General features: G+C 67.2%; 11 protein-coding genes. 5 read left to right on the top strand and 6 right to left on the bottom strand.

The window, feature by feature from the left end; all coding sequences use genetic code 11:
- The first annotated feature begins 148 nt into the window (after positions 1-148).
- From M9978_RS05815 to M9978_RS05800, 4 genes are all read left to right on the top strand, one after another.
- Positions 149-1486: a multiheme c-type cytochrome gene (locus M9978_RS05815; protein ID WP_254292041.1), complete on the top strand. Its 1338-nt coding sequence runs from the start codon at positions 149-151 to the stop codon at positions 1484-1486.
- A gap of 23 nt (positions 1487-1509) precedes the next feature.
- Complete coding sequence (locus M9978_RS05810) at positions 1510-3447, top strand: heme-binding protein (protein ID WP_254292040.1); 1938 nt, start codon at positions 1510-1512, stop codon at positions 3445-3447.
- 83 nt (positions 3448-3530) lie between these two features.
- Positions 3531-5294 carry a hypothetical protein gene (locus tag M9978_RS05805; protein ID WP_254292171.1) on the top strand — a complete coding sequence of 588 codons (1764 nt, stop codon included), beginning with the start codon at positions 3531-3533 and terminating at the stop codon, positions 5292-5294.
- Positions 5294-9226 (top strand): hypothetical protein, encoded by a 3933-nt coding sequence (locus M9978_RS05800; protein ID WP_254292039.1) that lies wholly within the window; start codon positions 5294-5296, stop codon positions 9224-9226. Before M9978_RS05805 ends, M9978_RS05800 begins: the two co-directional genes overlap by 1 nt.
- A gap of 5 nt (positions 9227-9231) precedes the next feature.
- Here the strand turns inward: M9978_RS05800 and M9978_RS05795 are convergent, their stop codons facing one another.
- Genes M9978_RS05795 through M9978_RS05780 form a run of 4 tightly spaced genes read right to left on the bottom strand, consistent with a single transcriptional unit; the run spans position 9232 to position 15067 of the window.
- Positions 9232-10080, bottom strand: a complete 849-nt coding sequence (locus M9978_RS05795; protein ID WP_254292037.1) for a metallophosphoesterase — start codon at positions 10078-10080, stop codon at positions 9232-9234.
- 13 nt (positions 10081-10093) lie between these two features.
- Positions 10094-11785, bottom strand: coding sequence for a cytochrome c3 family protein (locus M9978_RS05790; protein WP_254292036.1), 1692 nt, complete (start codon positions 11783-11785; stop codon positions 10094-10096).
- Between the two features lie 10 nt (positions 11786-11795).
- On the bottom strand, positions 11796-12671 hold the full coding sequence (locus tag M9978_RS05785) for a hypothetical protein (RefSeq protein WP_254292035.1): 876 nt from the start codon (positions 12669-12671) through the stop codon (positions 11796-11798).
- Positions 12671-15067, bottom strand: coding sequence for a cyclic nucleotide-binding domain-containing protein (locus M9978_RS05780; protein WP_254292034.1), 2397 nt, complete (start codon positions 15065-15067; stop codon positions 12671-12673). Before M9978_RS05780 ends, M9978_RS05785 begins: the two co-directional genes overlap by 1 nt.
- A gap of 134 nt (positions 15068-15201) precedes the next feature.
- Here M9978_RS05780 and M9978_RS05775 point away from each other — a divergent pair, with 134 nt between their 5' ends.
- A complete protein-coding gene (locus M9978_RS05775; RefSeq protein WP_254292032.1) occupies positions 15202-16119 on the top strand; it encodes a tetratricopeptide repeat protein in 918 nt (305 codons plus the stop codon).
- Between the two features lie 6 nt (positions 16120-16125).
- Here the strand turns inward: M9978_RS05775 and M9978_RS05770 are convergent, their stop codons facing one another.
- Together M9978_RS05770 and gdhA are read right to left on the bottom strand one after the other, a co-directional pair.
- Positions 16126-16665, bottom strand: a complete 540-nt coding sequence (locus tag M9978_RS05770) for a Pycsar system effector family protein (RefSeq protein WP_254292031.1) — start codon at positions 16663-16665, stop codon at positions 16126-16128.
- Positions 16662-18017 carry an NADP-specific glutamate dehydrogenase gene (gene gdhA / locus M9978_RS05765; protein WP_367305047.1) on the bottom strand — a complete coding sequence of 452 codons (1356 nt, stop codon included), beginning with the start codon at positions 18015-18017 and terminating at the stop codon, positions 16662-16664. The genes M9978_RS05770 and gdhA overlap by 4 nt, the downstream gene beginning before the upstream one ends.
- Positions 18018-18203: the final 186 nt, after the last annotated feature.

Here is an 18203-nt window from a genome sequence, read left to right as displayed (position 1 = left end):
CAGCGGTTGACGAACCGGCGAGCGGCGTGAGTAATGCGGATCATTGATCGGGTTCACGCTGTCAGGGTGCGGAGCGCGGTCAGAAAGGGGGAAGCCGGCAATGCATGTGGGGGTGCATGCGAATCGGGCGGCAAGCAGCGATCGGGCGATGCTGTCTTGGCCGCTGATCCTGCTCCTGCTCGTCCTGCTGGTGCCGATCGACAACTCAGCCTCATCCACCGCCGCGCGCCGCTTTGAAGGCGTGGCGAGTTGCGCCGGCTCGACCTGTCACGGCCGCATGGAAGGCGACGGCAAGGTCGTGCGTCAGGACGAGTTGCGACTGTGGCAGGAGCCGTCCTCGCGCGGCGGGGCGCATAGCCGGGCTTATGCGGTGCTTTCCTCCCCGCGTGGACGGTCGATCGCCGCCACGCTCGGTCTCGGCGCCGCGACCGGCGCGCCGGCTTGCCTCGGCTGTCATGCGACGCCGGGCGGCAACCGTGGCGAGCGGTTCCAGCTCTCGGACGGGGTCAGCTGCGAATCCTGTCACGGCCCCGCCTCGGGCTGGATCTCGAGCCATTACGCCATGCCGGCAACGCATGCGGGCAATATCGCGCAGGGGCTGATCCCGCTCGAACGTCCGGCAGTCCGCGCGGCGGTGTGCCTCGACTGCCATTTCGGCAGCGCCAAAGGCGGCCAGTTCGTCACGCACAGCATGATGGCGGCCGGCCATCCGCGCGTCTCGTTCGAGCTCGACCTCTTCTCCTCGCTCCAGCAGCATTGGGACGAAGACGCCGACTATGCCCGGCGCAAGGGCCGCAGCGACAGCGTGCGGCTGTGGGCGGTGGGTCAGGCGCAGGCGGTGCAGCGTTCGCTCGGCCTGTTCGCCCGGTCCGACTTCGGCATGCGCGGTGTCTTCCCCGAATTCTATTTCTACGATTGCCACAGCTGCCATCGCCCGATCGATGACGGTCCCGCGCAACGGCGGACGTTCGAAACCAATGCCGGCCGCCCGATCCCGTTCGCCGCGCCGCCTTTTAATGACGAAAACATCATCATGCTCTCCGCCGTCGCGCAGGTGCTGGCGCCGGGTCAGGCGAGCGCATTCGACGCGGCCAGCCGCAATTTCCACGCCGCGATGGGCAAGGGCCGCGCCGAAGCCGTGGCCGGCGCCAGCCGGCTCGACGCGGCCGCAGGTGCGCTCGGCGATGCGATGGCGCGGCAAGGGTACAGCGCCGACACCGCCTTCCGCGTCGTCTCGGCCATCGCCGGCAAGACGATCTCGCCGCGCTTCACCGACTATGCCGGTTCGGCGCAGGCGGTGATGGCAGTGGACACGCTGCTCAACGCGCTGGTGCGCGAGGGGCGCGTGACGGTCGGCGCCGCCGCGGGCATCCGCGCCGACATCAACCGAGCCTATGGCGCGGTGTCCGGGCCGAAAACCTACAACCCCGCCGCTTTCCGTGCTGCGCTCGGGCAGGCGGTGCGCAGCATCGAGGCGCTGCGGTGACAGGGCAAGCGGCACGGTATTTCGTGGCAGCGTCGTTATTCTCGCTTGCCGCCTGTGGCGGCGGCGGTTCGGGCAGCGTTTCGACCGGCGGGGGCTCGTCCGGCGGTTCGGGCGGCGGTGGCGGCGGATCGGCGACGACGGGCTACGCCATTCCGGCACTCGAATCGCTGAGCGTTGCAGACGTGCAAAAGGTGGTCGCGCAGGCCGCGTTGCAGGCGCAGACGCAGGGGCGTCCCGCGGTGATCGCCGTGTCCGACCGGGTCGGCAATGTCCTCGCGCTCGTGCGAATGACCGGCGCGCCCGCCAACGCCCACATCCCCGAAGCGCCCGATGGCAGCCGTCAGGACGCGCAGGGACTCGACGTTCCCGCCGAAGCGGCCGCCATCGCCAAGGCGCTCACCGGCGCCTATCTGTCGAGCGCGGGCAACGCCTTTTCCTCGCGCACGGCGAGCATGATCGTGCAGCAGCATTTCCCGCCCGGCCCCTCGACGATCGGCCTCGAAAGCGGGCCACTGTTCGGCGTGCAGTTCAGCCAGCTGCCCTGCTCGGACTTGGCCGCGCGCGTCGCGGCCGGGCCGGCAGCGCTGATCGGCCCGAAACGCTCGCCGCTCGGCCTTGCCGCCGATCCCGGCGGCTTCCCGCTCTACAAGAACGGCGTGGTCGTCGGCGGCATCGGGGTGATGGCCGATGGCGGCTATGGCTTCGACGCGAATGTGATCGACAGCGACAGCGACGTGGACGAGCCGATCGCGCTGGCCGGCACGGTCGGCTTCGAGGCGCCCGAGACGATCCGCGCGAACCGGATCAGCGTCGACGGCACCTCGCTGCGCTATTCCGACGCGGACTATGCCAGCCTGACGAATGTGTCCGGCGCCAGCTATGCGGCGACCGTGCCGGCACGAGCGGCCTTGATCACGCTGACCGGCTATTATTCCACCGCCGCGGTCCAGCCAGGCGCGGCTTATGGCAGCGAGACGTCGGGCGTGCGGCGCGCCACGTCGGGCGAGTTCAGCAACGCCGACGCCTTTGTCCTCACGGACGGTTCGGGCTCGAACCGCTATCCGATCCGCGCAGGGACCGACGCCGCCGATGTCGGCACGGCGGTCACCGCTGCCGAAGCCAGGGCGATCCTCGAACAGGCGTTCGCGGTGATGGCGCGCGCGCGGGCGCAGATCCGCCAGCCGCTCGACAGCCGCGCGCAGGTGACGATCTCGCTGGTCGATACGCGCGGGCAGGTGCTCGGCATTGTCCGCTCGCCGGACGCGCCGGTGTTCGGGATCGATGTCAGCCTGCAAAAGGCGCGCACCGCGTCGTTCCTGTCGCATCCCGGCGCGGGCGCCCAGTTGCTCGCCGATCCCAGCGCGGACGTTCGCGGTTTCGTCAGTTCGACGCGGACCTTTCTGAGCGATCCGAGCGCGCTGACCGGGCGCATCGCCCTTTCCGACCGGGCAGTCGGCAACCTCGCCCGCCCCTATTCGCCCGATGGCGAGGTCGGCCGCCCGAACGGGCCGTTTTCGCGCCCGATCGCCAAGTTCAATCCTTTCTCGACGGGTCTTCAGTCGGCGCTGGTCCTCACCAATCTCGCACAGCATCTGGGTCATGTCGGCGGCGGCGGCGCGGATACGCCGCAACGCTGCACCTTCCTGCCCGATGCCGCGCCGGGCCAGAACCGCCTGCAAAACGGCTTGCAGATCTTTCCGGGTTCGGTGCCCGTCTATCGTGGCGGCACACTGGTCGGCGGGATCGGCGTGTCGGGCGACGGCATCGATCAGGACGACATGATCAGCTTCCTCGGCCTGCACAATGCGGGGGTGGCGGTCGGCGGAATCGGCAATGCGCCGGCGGGCATTCGGGCGGACACCATCACCGTCAATCCGGGCAATGTCCGGCTGCGCTATATCAGCTGCCCGTTCGCGCCATTCCTCGACAGCGCCAGCCAGAATGTCTGCCAGGGCCTATGATGGCGGCGCTGCTCCTTTTCCTTCCGGTGCAGGTGACGGACGAACCCGCGGGCGCGCCGGCACAGGCCGAGCAACCGCCCGTCATGGCCCCGCCCGGACAGGAGCCGCCCCCGCCCGAGGTCGATCCCGGCGTACTCGAAGGGCGCCGCCGCCCGGGCTATGAAGCGCCGCTGCCCGATCGGCTGACCCAGGACAATGTCGGCGCCGTCCGCGCCCCGCCGCCCGAAGCCTTTCCCACCGACCAGTTGCCGATCCCCGACCGCTGGCGGCTGATCGAGTCGCTTGGGCTGGTCCGGGAACGCTGGTTCGATCCGTACAACCAGAACACCTACAAGGGCGACCGGCCGATCGACCGGACCAAGGTGAAGTGGCTGCCCATCAAGGGTGACGACTGGTTCTTCGCCGCCAACCTCACCTCGGACACCGTGCTCGAGCCGCGCACCTTCCCGATCCCGGTCGGCGTGCAGACGACGGCGCGGCCGGGCAGCCTCGACATCTTCGGCAAGGATGCGAGCTTCGTCTTCTCGCAAACCTTCATCGCCGGCGCCGCGCTGATCAAGGGCAACACCGCGTTCAAGCCGCCCGAGATCGAATATCGCGTCACGCTGGCGTTCAATTACAGCTATGTCGACGTGCCCGAGCGGCGCGTGCTGTTCGTCCAGCCGTCCAAACCGACGCACCGCCACGACCATTTCCTGGGCGTGCAGGAAGCCTTCGTCGACTATCACCTGCGCAACACGTCGGACCGCTATGATTTCGACTCGATCCGCGTCGGCATCCAGCCGTTTCAGGCGGATTTCCGTGGCTTCCTGTTCAACGACCAGCAGCTTGGCATCCGCCTGTTCGGCAACCGCGACAACAACCGCTTCCAATATAATCTCGCGGCTTTCTGGCGGCTGGAAAAGGACACCAACAGCGGCCTCAACAGCGTCGTGCAGCGCCCGCGCGATGACTTCGTGTTCCTCGCCAACCTCTACCGCCAGGATTTCCTGATCCCGTCGCTGACCAGCCAGGTCACATTGGTGTGGAACCGCAACCGCGAAGGGGACCAGATCGCGATCGACGACAATGGCTTTCCGGTGCGCCCCGCCTTGCTCGGCACGCTGCACGGCCGCGACTATGATGTCGTCTATCTGGGCTATAATGCCGATGGCCGCATCGGGCGCATCAACCTGACGGCATCGGCCTATTATGCGTTCGGCCGTGACCGCGACAGCTTCTTCACAGGCCGCCCCGCCAATATCCGCGCCGGCTTCGCCGCCGCGGAACTTAGCTACGACCGCGACTGGATGCGCTTCCGATTGTCCGGACTCTACGCCAGCGGCGATGGCAAACCCTATGACGACACCGAATCCGGTTTCGATGCGGTGTTCGAGAATCCGATCTTCGCCGGCGCCGACACCAGCTACTGGATTCGCCAGAGCATTCCGTTCGCCGGCGGCGGGCGCGCGGTCGCTGTCAGCGGCCGAAACGGCATTCTCAATTCGCTGCGCTCGTCCAAGGAACAGGGCCAGTCGAATTTCAACAATCCCGGCACGATGCTGCTGGGCTCGGGCGCGGATTTCGACCTGACGCCGCAGGTGCGCGTGTCGGGCAACGCCAACCATTTATGGTTTGAGAACACCGCGGTGCTGCAGGCGCTGCGCAACGAGGGCAGCATCCCCAAGTCGATCGGTTGGGACCTGTCTGCTGCCGCCATCTGGCGGCCCAAGGCGACGCAGAACATCGTGCTGCGCCTGTCCGCCGCCGCGCTGCTGCCGCGCAGCGGGTTCCGCGATCTGTTCGACAATGCGAACGGGCGCCGGAATTATTATTCGGTGCTCGCCAATGTGATATTGAGCTACTGATGCGGCGGCTTTGGCGCCTCCTCCCGCTGCTCGGCCTCGCGGCGCTGGTGTTGCCGACCAGTATCCTCGCGAGCGATGCGGAAAAGCCGGTCAAGCGCGTCTATGTGAAGGCCCCGCCCGCGCCCGCATTGCAGAGTCTGGCCGAGGCCGACGCCAAGTCGGCGGGCTGCAACAGCTGCCACATCAAGACCGACGCCCCGACGATGCATATGTCATCGGCGATTCGGCTCGGCTGCACCGACTGCCATGGCGGCAATGCGGCGGTATCAGGCGATGCCAGCCTGCCGCACGACCATCCGGCCTATGTCGCAGCGCGCGAGAAGGCGCATGTCCTGCCGCGCTATCCCAAGAGCTGGCACTATCCGTCCTCGGCCAATCCGCAGCGTTCCTACACCTTGCTCAACCGCGAGGCGCCCGAGTTCGTGCGCTTCGTCAATCCCGGCGACTATCGCGTCGCGCGCGAATCCTGCGGCGCCTGCCACATGCCGGTGGTCGAGGCCGCGGAGCGCTCGCTGATGGCGACAGGCGCGATGCTATGGGGCGGGGCCGCCTATAATAACGGGATCATCCCCTACAAAAACTACATCTTCGGCGAAGCCTACACAGCCAGTGGCGAGCCGGCGAAGCTCGTCTCGCCCGGCGATCCGCCGGGCGAGCTGACCGAGGGCCAGAAGAACCGTGGTGCGCTGGCCGCGCTCTATCCGCTGCCCCGCTGGAACGTGATCCCGCCCGGCGACATCTTCCGCGTGTTCGAGCGCGGCGGGCGCAATATCGGCACCCAGTTCGCCGAGGTCGGACTGCCCAATCCGACCGGCAGCGTGCAGCGGCTGGAGGAACCCGGCCGCCCCGACCTCAAGCAATCCAGCCGCGGTCCCGGCACCGGCCTTCGCGTCGCGATTCCGGTGCTCAACATCCACAAGACGCGCCTGAACGACCCGCTGATGTGGTTCATGGGCACCAACGAGCAGCCGGGTGACTACCGGAATTCCGGCTGCACCGGCTGCCACGTCATCTATGCCAATGACCGCGAGCCGCGCCACAGCCTGACCTATGCGCAACATGGCCGCGACGGGCAGACGGTCACGTCCGACCCGACCATCGCCGGCAAGATGTCGCACGGCGCGCTCAAATCGGGCGGCGAAGAGAAGGAGCGCGGTCACCCGCTGCAGCATGTCTTCACCCGCGCGATCCCGACCGCGCAGTGCATGAGCTGCCACATGCACCAGCCCAACAGCTTCGTGAACACCTATCTCGGCTATACGATGTGGGACTATGAGTCCGATGCGCCGGCGATGTGGCCCGAACGGCAGAAATATCCGACCGCGGCGCAAGTCCGCGAAGTCACCGACCGCAACCCCGAAGGCGCCGCGCCGCGCGGAAACTGGGGCGACCCCGATTTCCTGCGCAACGTCTATGACCTCAACCCCGGCCTCAAGGACACGCAGTTCGCCGACTATCACGGCCATGGCTGGAATTTCCGCGCGATTCTGAAGCGGGACCGGCAAGGCAATCTGCTCGACAAGGACGGTAATATCGTCTCGCCCGACGACCCCGAAAAATGGCGCAGGCGCGGCGAGGGCAAGTTCGTGCCCCCCGGCACCAACCCCGGCAAGACCGTCCATATGATGGACATCCACGCCGAGAAAGGGCTGCAATGCGCCGACTGCCATTTCTCGCAGGATAGCCACGGCAATGGCCTGATCTATGGCGAGGTCGCCAATGCGGTCGAGATCGGCTGCAAGGACTGCCACGGCACCGCCGACGCCTATCCCAATCTGCTGACCTCTGGCCCGGCCGCGCCGCCCAAGGGCAACGATCTCGCGCTGCTGCGCAACCCCGACGGGCAGCGACGCTTCGAGTGGATGGAGGACGAGTCCGGCCGCCGCGCGCTCTACCAGCGCTCGATCGTCGATCCCGCGCTGGTGTGGAAGGTCAGCCTGGTCAAGGACGCGGTCGACCGCACCTCGTCCACCTTCAACGCCAAGGCGGCGCGCGCCAAGCTGATGAGCCGGTCCGGCGCGGAGGACGGCAGCTACGCCTTTGGCCCGGGCGTGCCGAAAAGCGACCGCGCCCATGGCGAAACCGAACTCGCCTGCTTCAGCTGCCACACCAGCTGGACCACCAGTTGCGGCGGCTGCCACCTGCCGATCGAGGCCAACGTCAAAAGCTCGACCCACCATTTCGAGGGCGAGGAGACGCGCAACTTCGCGACGTACAATCCGCAGGTCGCGCGCGACGAGATGTTCCAGCTCGGCCGCCACCAGACCACCAAGGGCAACCAGATCGCGCCCGTCCGCTCGTCCTCCGCGCTGATATTGTCATCGACCAACGTCAACCGCGAGCGCATTTATATCCAGCAGCAGCCGATCAGCGGCATCGGTTTCTCGTCGCAGGCTTTCGCGCCGCATTTCCCGCACACGGTGCGGCTGACCGAGACCAAGACCTGCACCGATTGCCATTTGAGTCGCGCGGACGACAACAACGCGATCATGGCGCAGCTGCTGCTGCTCGGGACCAACTTCGTCAACTTTGTGGGGATGAATGCGTGGACCGGGCTCGACGGCGGGTTCGAGGCAGTGCGCGTGACTGAATGGGACGAGCCGCAAGCCGTGCTCGGCTCCTACCTGCATCGCTATGCCTATCCCGATTATTATTACGCGCACGTCGAGCGGAACGGGCGCGAGTTGAAGAACTGGACGCGGGGCAAGACCTTCGACCGCCGGCTATCGGGCGAGACGCGGCCGGCCGAGGAATTCCGCAACATCGTGCAGGGCACGCGCGGTAAGGTCGGATGCCTGCAGATGCGCGGCGAATACATGTTCGTGGCCGAGGGGCGCGGCGGTTTTCGCGTCTATGACATCGCCTCCGTCGCGAACAAGGGCGTGTCCGACGCGGTCGTGTCCGCCCCCTTCTCGCCGCTCGGGCAGGACGCGCATGTCGGCACGACCAACGCGACCTGCATGGCGCTGCCGACCAATCAGGCGATCAACCCGCTGCGCAGCACGCCCGAGCTGCGCCGGATCAATCAGGAGCAGCCGTTCCTGCCGATCTACAGCTATGCCGCGATCACCGACAGCGTCGAGGGTCTGATCCTCGTCAATGTCGAGACCTTCGCCGATGGCGAGTTTCGCAACAACAAGTTGAAGCGTGCGGTCACCTGGAACCCGGACGGCGTGCTGAAGGGCGCGCGGCATATCCAGCTGGCGGGTGAGGTCGCCTATATCACGGCCGACCGGGGGCTGGTGGTGGTGGACCTTAAGGACCCGCTGCAACCGCGCCTCGCCGCGGTACGGCCGCTCGCCGACGCGCGGGCGAGCGCGATCCAGTTCCGCTATCTCTGGGTGACCGACCGCGACGGGCTCAAGCTGTTCGACGTGACCAACCTGCGCAACCCGGTCGCGGTGCCGTCCGGCACCGTATCGCTCGCCGATGCGCGACGGCTCTATCTTGCGCGCACCTATGCCTATGTCGCAGGCGGCAATGAGGGGCTGGTGATCGTCGACATGACCCGGCCCGCCGCGCCGCGGATCGACCAGAAGGTGACGTTCGGCGGGCAGCTCAATGATGCGCAGGACGTCATCGTCGGCAGTGCCAACGCGTCGCTGTTCGCCTATGTCGCCGACGGGCGGAATGGCCTCAAGGTGCTTCAACTCACTTCGCCCGCCAGCCAGCCCAATTTCTACGGCTTCTCGCCCGCGCCCCGGCCCGAGCTGATCGCCTGGGCGCGGACGCCGTCACCGGCGCTGTCGCTATCCAAGGGACTCGACCGCGACCGTGCGGTGGACGAGACCGGCGGCCAGATCGCCGTATTCGGACGGCTTGGCTCGCGCCCCTTCAAGCGCCCGGAAATGGAGCGGCTGTTCCTCAACCGGCGCGGCATTCCCTATAAGGTCAGCGATCAGGTCGATATGTCGGTGTGGCGCGCGAGATAGCGCGGTCAGCCGGGCCGCTCGGCCATGATCGTGCGCACCACCGGCTGCATCGCCTCGTCATAGCGCGCCAGCACCCGATGCGGCGCGACGCTTTCCAGATGCGTGACCAGCCGCTCCCCGTCCCAGCGATGCAGCGCATAGCCGGGCGGCTCGTCGACGATCATGTCGCGCCCGTCGGGAAGGCCCGGATCGATGGGGTTGAGATCGAGCGCGACGGCAGGTGCGGTGGACATGCACACCACCAGCGGCACACCGTTCCACGCGGTATGGATCGGACGATGCAGATGCCCCGCGATGATCCCCTTGACCTGCCTGTGCCCGGCAATCGCGTCCCCGAACCGGGCGATCCACGGCTCGCGCGCATCGCTGTCGAGCCAGGCGATGCCGGTTTCGAGCGGCGGATGGTGCATGGCGACGAGTGTCGGCGTATCGGGCCGGGCGGCGAGCTGCGCCTCCAGCCATGTCGCCCGCGCGTCGCAAAAGCTGCCGCCGTGACGGCCGGGTTCCAGCGTGTCGAGCACCAGCACGCGCAGTTCGTCGCCCTCGATCGCATAATGGACGAAGCCGCCTTGCGAGGGCGTGTCTGGAAAGGCGGCGAGCAAGGGCGTCCGCGCGTCGTGATTGCCCACCATCTGCCAGACCGGGAACGGACAGCCGGCCAGAGCGCCGGCCAGCCGGGCATAGCTCGCGGCGTCGCCATGCTCCGTCAAATCGCCGGTAAGGAGCAACAGGTCGGGCCGGTTCGGACCCTCGGTCAGCCGCTGCAGGACCGCCCGAAAGCGCTGCATATTGTGCTCGTCCGGATTGCCCGGATCGAACCCGATATGGATGTCGGTCACCTGCGCGATCAGCACGGCATCCTCCCGGTCACAGCTTCTTGTTCCATGCGCTCATCGGCGCCTGCCCCGTCGGGTGAAAAGAGTGGCACATCGCGCAACTCGACGGAACCTTGGCAGCGCTGGCGGTCTCGCCGAGATGGCAGGCGCGGCACTGGGCGATGCCCGGCAGCAGCAGGTCGGACGAGGATGCCGACTTCTCCGCCACGTGGCAGCTGGTGCAGCTTTCCTGCTTGTGCGGCTTATGGTCGAACCAGCCATGCGCCATATAGCGCGTCACCTGCGACACCGGCATCACCGACATGCGTCCGCCCGAGAAATCGGGGGCGTGGCATTCGCCGCAAATGCCGTCGCGCGACAGCGCGCGGCGGGCAAGCCCCATGCCGCTCGCCGGCCTTCGGAAGTCCGCATAATAGGCGCCCTGCGCGGCATAACGGCCCGGCCGGCGGCGTCCGGTGACGACGGGATTTTCAGCGCGCGCCACGCTCAAATCGGCGACCATCTGATCGACATCGCCATGGCGCAGCCGGCGGAAGATTCCGCCGACGCGGTCATAGGCGAGGCTGTGGCAGCCTTCGCAATCGCGCTCCATATCGACCTTGCCGAAGCGCACGCCGTCCTCGCTCGGGCGGTGGCAGTTGGCGCAGACCAGACCGCTCGAGCCGTAATCGCGTTCCGCGCCGATGCTCGCCGCCATCCGCGCCACCCCGCCGAGCTTGTCGAGATGAAGCTTGTGCGAAAAGGCGAAGCCAGGGTCCTCGCGCGGATCGGTGTCGAGCGAAACCCGCTTCGCGCTGCCCGCCACCGCCGGGCTGAACTGCGGATGCAGCTTGCCGAAATCGGCGGCGTTGCCGAGCCGGGTGTCGGGCAAGCGGCGGTCGAGCGTGCCATGGCAATCCGCACACATCGCCTGCCGCGCCGGCTCCATCCGCGTCGGGCCTTCATGTTCGGTGTGGCAATCCGTGCACGCGCCCGGCCCGGGCTTGCCAAAGGCATGCGCGACAGAGCGGAGGAGCTTCCCGCCCATCGGCGGTTCACCCATCGCCACCGCCAGCCGCGCGCCCGGGGCATGGCCGTGCACGTCCTTGTGGCAGGACTGGCAGGTCTCGTCGCGCACCGCCTCGAACGGGCGGACGTGGCAGGACTCGCAGCTGCCCTCCAGCGCGTGGTGCGCGAGACTGAGCTTGCCGGTGCTCCAGCTGGCGTCGCCGGCAACGGTCTGCTTCCTGGCCGGATCGCGCATCAGGCTGCTGGCGATCGGCAGCGCGAGGAACAATCCGGCGACCAACAGCGCGAGCAGCCACGACATCGGGCGCTTGCCGGGCAGCAGTCCCGCCAGCGAAAATCCGCGCTTCTCGTCTAGTTCGTCGGTCATGCCCTCGGCTTGCTCGATCGTGAGCAGCGGGGTGCGGTCGGTATCGAGGCTGACGGCGATGCGATAGCTGCCGAAACGCAGCTCTGCGCCCTTGCCGCCGTCGATCTCGGCGGCGCGGACGGTCCTGCCATCCACCGCGAAGCCGAGCGTCCCGGCCGCAGCGGCATAAAGCTCGCCGCCGCCGCGATCCTCGAGCGTCGCATGAGCCGGCTCGACCGCCAGATCGGGGAGGTGAATGTCATTTTCCGCCGAGCGGCCGATGGTGAGGCTGGCCGTTTCGACGTCGCGGTCGCGGACGATCCTGCGTCCGTCCGCGGTGAATTCGATGGTTCGCAGCCTGAATGCCATCCGCGCCCGCCTACCAGTAATAGAAGACGCTGATGATGTGCGCGGTCAGCGCGGCAAGCAGCGCGAAGGTGGCCGGCACATGGACGTAGAGCCACACCTCCAGCAGCGCCTTGAGCCGCATGTGCCGCCGCATCCGGTCGAGCTGGGCGAGCCGCCGCTGGAGCAGCGCCTCGACCCGCTGGATCGCTGGCTCAGCCGAGTGCGCGGCGTGGATGCGGTTGAAGGCATCGACCGCCGCCTGTGTCGCACTGTTGCGGTAATTGCCGCTGAGCCGCCGCCACAGCCCGCCCGACAGCGCCCCCTCGCCCAACGCCGACAGCACGAAGTCGGCGTGATCGCGCGACAGCGGCTGGGCCGCATCGTTGAGCTGGCGATCGACCGCCTTGAGCGCCTCGAGCATCTGCCCCTGCGTCATCTCCTCGCGATTGCCGCTGAGCGCGGCGGGCAGCGTGGCATAGGCGACGACGCCGAAGATGCCCGACACGATCACCAGCACCATCAGGGCAAAGCTAAGCGTATGGACGTTCCAGCCGAACTGGAAGCCGGTGTGCAGCGTGGCGATGACGATCAGGCCGAGGCCGAGGTAGACATGCGCCGAGGTCCACGCCTTGAGCGACCATGATCCGCGCGTCATCGCCCGCTTGCGGATGCCGAGCAGCGCCAGCCACAGGATCAGCGCTGCGCCGATGGTCCCGAGCGTATAGCCATACCAGCTTCCGCCATTGGGCCGGGGTTCGACATCGGCGGCGACATAGCCCGCCAGCGCGGCGAGACAGAGCAGGGCCGAGAGCTTGAGCCAGCGGAAGCCGCGATGGCGCAGGAAGCCCTCATGGTCCGTGGAAATCTGGCGGCTGGTCTGCCTGGCGGCGCGCGGCGTCGATGCCATCAGGTCTCGTCCGCCAGCCGTGCGACCGAGAGGAAGGCTTCGGGCGCCACGCGGATCGCCGCCCCGGTCGGACAGGCGCGGACGCAGGCCGGGCCGCCCGAGATGCCCGAGCACATGTCGCATTTGATCGCCTGCTTGGGCGCAGGCCCCTTGGCGGCATGCTCCTTGCGCCACTTCTTCGATGGTTCGCCCGGTCCCGGCCCGCGTCCGAGGAACATCCAGGATAGCAATGACGGCTTGGGCGGCGGCACGCTGTCCATGCGGATCACGCCATAGGGGCAGTTGCGCTCGCAATTGCCGCAGCCGATGCAGCTGTCGTCGATGACGACCTCGCCATCCGGCCCGCGCTTGATCGCATTGGGCGGGCAGTCTGCCATGCAGTGCGGATGCTCACAATGGCGGCAGCTGGTCGGCACGTGCAGATGCGCGAACGTCTTGCCCGCCTCGCGGTTGAGGCGCGAGAGACCGTCATGGCTGTCGGCGCACGCCTTTTCGCAATTGTCGCAGCCCACGCACAGTTTCTCGTCGATCAGCAGCACGTCGGTCGCTTCGCCGATGCCGTTGTCGACCAGAAACTGCGCGGTTTCCGAATACAGGTCGACCGCGCCGGAGAAATTGTCCTTGCGCCCTTCGATGAAGGCGTTGACGTCGCGCCGCGCCGCCATGTCGGTCAGCGCCTTGTCCAGCAATTGCGGCTTGCGTTCGAGCAGACGCAGGAACGCCTCGCCGGGCAGGCGGATCACTTCGGACTTGATCGCCGCCTTGACCGTCGCCGTGCGCTGCCCGCGGTCGATCAGCGCCATCTCGCCGACATAGGAGCCGGCCGGCAGATAGGAGAGGAATACCGGCTTGCCGCCGATCAGCTTCTCGACGACCATCGATCCGCGGCGGATGACATAGAGATCGTTGCCGTCATCGCCTTCGGCGAGCAAGACTTCGCCGGCGCGCTTGGTCTGCACTTCGGCTTGTGCGACCAGCTCGGCGACATCCTCGCTGGTCAGCCCCGATCCGAAGATCTGAAGCAGCTGCCGTTCGATCGAAATGCGCGCGATCGCCCGTCCGGCGGCAGGCACGGTGGCGATGAGCTTGAGCGCCGCGGTGCGCGTCAGTTCGACCACCACCGTCGGTTCCGCCGCGCGCACCGTCGCGCCGCGCCGGCGGCCGGAGATCAGCCCGACCTCGCCGAAGATCGAGCCCTGGTCGATCGGCACCGTCTTCGCGGTGTCGTTTCTGTCGACCTCGACACGCACCGCGCCCAATGCGATGGCGAACAGCGAGGCGCCGGTCTCGTTGCGCTCGAAGATCACGTCGCCCGGGCCGAAGCGCTTCACCTCGCTGTCCAGCATCAGTTCGCGTAGCTGGAGCGCGGACACGTCGGCGAAAATGCCGATATTGCTGCCGAACAGCGTCAGCCACTCGTCGACGCTGCGCTTGCCCGGCAGGCTCGCGAATTTCGCCGCCAGCATCGGTTCGTCGGCAGGCTTGAGCGCGGTGTTGCCGTTGAGGAACTCGACCACGTCATAGCCCTGATTCATGCAATGCTTGATCAGCGGATAACCGGCCAGCGCGCCGATGACGTGGATGCCCGGCCGGGTCGTTTCGAACTCGGGCGAGAGCACCGGGAACGCCTCACGGTCTTCGCTGGTGAAGGCGATGCCGCATGCCTCGAGAAACGCGCGCGGCGCGGTCGAGCCCATGCGCGCGATGATGCGGTCGCAGCGGATCGTCTCCTGCCCGTCGCGCGTGTCGAGCAGCAGCTCGCCGGAGCGGACTTGCGCCGGGGTCGTCTCGGTGCGGATGCGGATGCGTCCGGCGGCTTCGGCCTCTGTCAGCAGCTTGACGTTGGCAGGCTTGGCGCGGGCGAAATCGGTGCCGCGGTTGAGGATGGTGACGGTGTTGCGCTGCACCGGGTCGGCGGCGAGGCCGAGCGCGTTCTCGATTCCGGCATCGCCCGTGCCGATGACGGTGATGTGTTCATCGAGGAACGCGCCGGGATCGTCGAGTTGATATTGGACATGCGGCAGGCCCGCGCCATCGCAGCGCAGCAGGTTGGGATTGCCCTGCGTGCCGATGGCGAGGATCACCGCTTCGGTATGGACGGCTTCGCCGCCCTTCAGCGTCAGGACGAACGCGCCCTTCTCGCCCTCGATCTTCGCGACCTCGGCATTGAGGCGGACGGCGATCGCGGCGTCCGCGGTTTGCCGGTTCCAGGTGTCGAGCACCGCCTCGCGTTTGCCCGCCTCGAAATCGAGGTCGGAGCGCAGCACCAGCGAGGCGGGCGTCGCCATGACGTCCTTGCCCTTCTGGTATTTGAAGATCGTGTCGCAAAGGTGCCCGGTCTTTTCGAGCAACACATGGGAGAGGCCCAGCTGCGCGGCGCGGGCGGCGGCGCTCATCCCGGCCGGGCCGGAGCCGACAATGGCAATGCGAAGACGTTCCGTCACCGCTGTCCCCCCTCGCCGTGTGGACGCCGGTTGCATCATCGCACCCCGTCATCCAGACTTGGACAACTATGGACCCTGGGGGCGGAATGACACAACAGGGGATGCGCGTCTCGCGAACCGGGCGGATCGTGTTCTTCGCCGCGATCATCCTGCTGGGCCTCGCCATCGGTTATGCGGTCAAGCGGGATCACGATGTGCCGCTTTCCCCGGCAACCGCGCCGCAGATGGCCGGCGCTGCTGAAGACCCGATCGCGGCGCTCGAAAAGCGCTCGCGCGACAATCCGCAGGACAGTGCCGCATGGGCCGCGCTCGGGGCGGCCTATTTCGATGCCGGCCGCTTCAACGATGCGGCGGCAGCGTATGAGAAGGCGACTGAGCTCAGCCCGGCCACGGCGTCGCTGTGGTCCGCGCTGGGCGAAGCGCGCGTGCTGGCGAGCGAGCGCGACCCGATGCCGGCGGCCGCGGCCGCGAATTTCGAGCGTGCGATCACGCTCGACGCCAGGGACCCGCGCGCACGCTATTTTCTCGCGGTGAAAAAGGATCTGGCCGGCGACCATGCCGGCGCGATCGAGGATTGGCTCGCCTTGCTCGCCGACACACCCGCCGACGCGCCATGGGAAAAGGACCTCCGCCGCACGATCGAACAGGTCGGCAAGATCAACAAGATCGATGTCGCACCGCGCCTCGCCGCCGTCGTGCAGCCCGCCCCGCAATCGGCAGTCGCAACCCGCGCCATCCCCGGTCCCACCGCGCAGGACCTGCAAGCCGCAGCGAAACTTCCCCCCAGCGAGCAGCGCGGCATGGCCGAGGGCATGGTCGGTCGGCTCGAAGCGCGGCTACAGGCCGAGCCGGGCAACGTCGATGGCTGGGTCATGTTGATGCGCAGCCGCATGACGCTCGGCCAGCCCGAGAAGGCCGCGCAGGCGTTGCAGCAGGCGCTGGCCGCAAATCCCGGCAAGTCGGACATGCTGCGTCAACAGGCCGCGATGCTCGGTATCCGCTGAGAGCCGTCAGAAGAGCCGGGGCAGGTTCGCGCGATTGTCGATCAGGAAAGTGACGAGCGTCAGCGTCAGGCCGATCAAGAAGACGCGATAAGCCAGCCCCAGAAAACGGTATTTCTTCCGCTGAAGCACCATGCCGTTCTGGTGGATGTCGCGAAGCATGGCGCGCATGACCGTTTCGTCGCTCGCCAGCGCCTCGAACGCGCGGGCGGTGAACTCCTCCTCGCTCATCTGGCTGAACACGCCGAAGAACAGGATATTCTCGCCGCCGGGGGCGACCTTGCTCGGCCGGATCGCGGGCAGCACCGCCACCACCGCACAGAGCGCGGAGAGAAACGCCGCGCAGGCCAGCACCAGCAACGCCGGCGGCACGCCGCCCCGCCCCGCCTGACCGACCGCGACGGTGAAGACGACGAAGTTCGCGCCCATCAGGATGCTCGCCTTCTGGTCGGCCATCTGGCTCAACGTGAGGTTGGCCGTGGTTGTCGTGCGAATGAGATGGATCGCCTGGGGCGACAGCACCGGCGCGCGTTCCGTTTCGCCGGTCATACCACCCCGAACGCGAGCATCGCATCACCGACCTTCTTGAAGCCGGCGACGTTGGCGCCCTTCACATAGTCGATATAGCCGCCCTCGCCCTCACCGTAGGCGACACAGCGCTGGTGAATGCCGGCCATGATGTCCTTGAGCATCTGCTGGAGCTCTGCCTCCTTCCACGACCGCCGTTCGGAATTCTGGCTCATCTCGAGGCCAGACACCGCGACGCCTCCGGCATTGGCCGCCTTGCCCGGCGCGAAGAGAGTCCTGGCCGATTTGAAGACGTGCACACCGGCAAGGTCGGTCGGCATGTTCGCGCCTTCGGCGACCGCGATGCAGCCATTCGCGACGAGCGCCTTGGCATCGTCGCCCGACAGTTCGTTCTGCGTCGCACAGGGCAGCGCCACGTCGCAGGGCACACCCCACGGCGTCTGGCCGGAATGGAAGGTCGCGCCGGGAAATGCCTCGACATACTCCTCGATGCGCCCGCGCCGGTGAGTCTTGTGCGCCTTGACCCAGTCGATCTTCTCTTGCGTGAGTCCGGCAGGATCGTGGACGAAGCCCGCCGAATCCGACAGCGTGACGACCCTCGCCCCCTGTTGCACCAGCTTCTCCGCGGCATGGGTCGCAACGTTGCCGGAGCCGGAGATCACCGCGGTCTTGCCGGTCAGGTCCTGCCCTTTGACCGCGAGCATCTCGGCCAGGAAATAGACCGCGCCATAGCCGGTCGCCTCGGGCCGGATCAGCGAGCCGCCATATTCGAGACCCTTGCCGGTCAGCACGCCGGTGAAGTGGTTGGTGATGCGCTTGTACTGGCCGAACATGAAGCCGATCTCGCGCGCGCCGACGCCGATATCGCCCGCCGGCACGTCCACGTCCGCGCCGATGTGACGGTACAGCTCGGTCATGAAGCTCTGGCAGAAGCGCATGATCTCGCGCACGCTCTTGCCCTTGGGATTGAAGTTCGCGCCGCCCTTGCCGCCGCCCATCGGCAGGCCGGTCAACGCATTCTTGAACGTCTGTTCGAAAGCGAGAAACTTGAGGACGCTTTCGTTCACGCTCGGGTGGAAGCGGATGCCGCCCTTGTAAGGACCGATCGCATTGTTGTTCTGCACCCGCCAGCCGCGCTGGACGCGGACATTGCCGCGATCGTCCTCCCAGCACACCCGGAAGGAAACGATGCGGTCCGGCTCGGCGATGCGGCGCAGGATCTGCTGGTCGTGATAGTCCGCCTTGTCGCGGATGAAGTCGAAAATGTCCTCGGCGACCTCCTGCACCGCCTGGACGAACTCCGGCTGGTGCGGATTGCGCCGCTTCACGCCTTCCATGAAGCCGTTGAAGTCGACATGGCCTTCAGTCGCCACAAGCCCCTCCCGCGATTGAGAAGACGGGCCGAACGCTTGCGGCCCGCCAAGGCCCTCGTTGCAGGCGAGGATATGCCTCGATCGTGACGCTGTATAGCGGTTTGACGTGGCGCGGTGCCACCGCTGCGGCACTAGAACGAGCGGTACTCAACAGACAAAAGCCACCTACCTCAAAATTTAAAGTAT

Source organism: Sphingomonas tagetis (genome assembly GCF_024211275.1).
GTDB lineage: Bacteria > Pseudomonadota > Alphaproteobacteria > Sphingomonadales > Sphingomonadaceae > Sphingomonas > Sphingomonas tagetis.
Note: the sequence above shows the minus strand (reverse complement) of the source record. Positions and strands in the feature narration are given on the sequence as shown.

Coding starts and splice junctions, on each gene's coding strand:
- M9978_RS05815 (WP_254292041.1), top strand. CDS start 149: ATGCTGTCTTGGCCGCTGATCCTGCTCCTGCTCGTCCTGCTGGTGCCG.
- M9978_RS05805 (WP_254292171.1), top strand. CDS start 3,531: ATGGCCCCGCCCGGACAGGAGCCGCCCCCGCCCGAGGTCGATCCCGGC.
- M9978_RS05800 (WP_254292039.1), top strand. CDS start 5,294: ATGCGGCGGCTTTGGCGCCTCCTCCCGCTGCTCGGCCTCGCGGCGCTG.
- M9978_RS05790 (WP_254292036.1), bottom strand. CDS start 11,785: ATGGCATTCAGGCTGCGAACCATCGAATTCACCGCGGACGGACGCAGG.
- M9978_RS05785 (WP_254292035.1), bottom strand. CDS start 12,671: ATGGCATCGACGCCGCGCGCCGCCAGGCAGACCAGCCGCCAGATTTCC.
- M9978_RS05780 (WP_254292034.1), bottom strand. CDS start 15,067: ATGAGCGCCGCCGCCCGCGCCGCGCAGCTGGGCCTCTCCCATGTGTTG.
- M9978_RS05775 (WP_254292032.1), top strand. CDS start 15,202: ATGACACAACAGGGGATGCGCGTCTCGCGAACCGGGCGGATCGTGTTC.
- M9978_RS05770 (WP_254292031.1), bottom strand. CDS start 16,665: ATGACCGGCGAAACGGAACGCGCGCCGGTGCTGTCGCCCCAGGCGATC.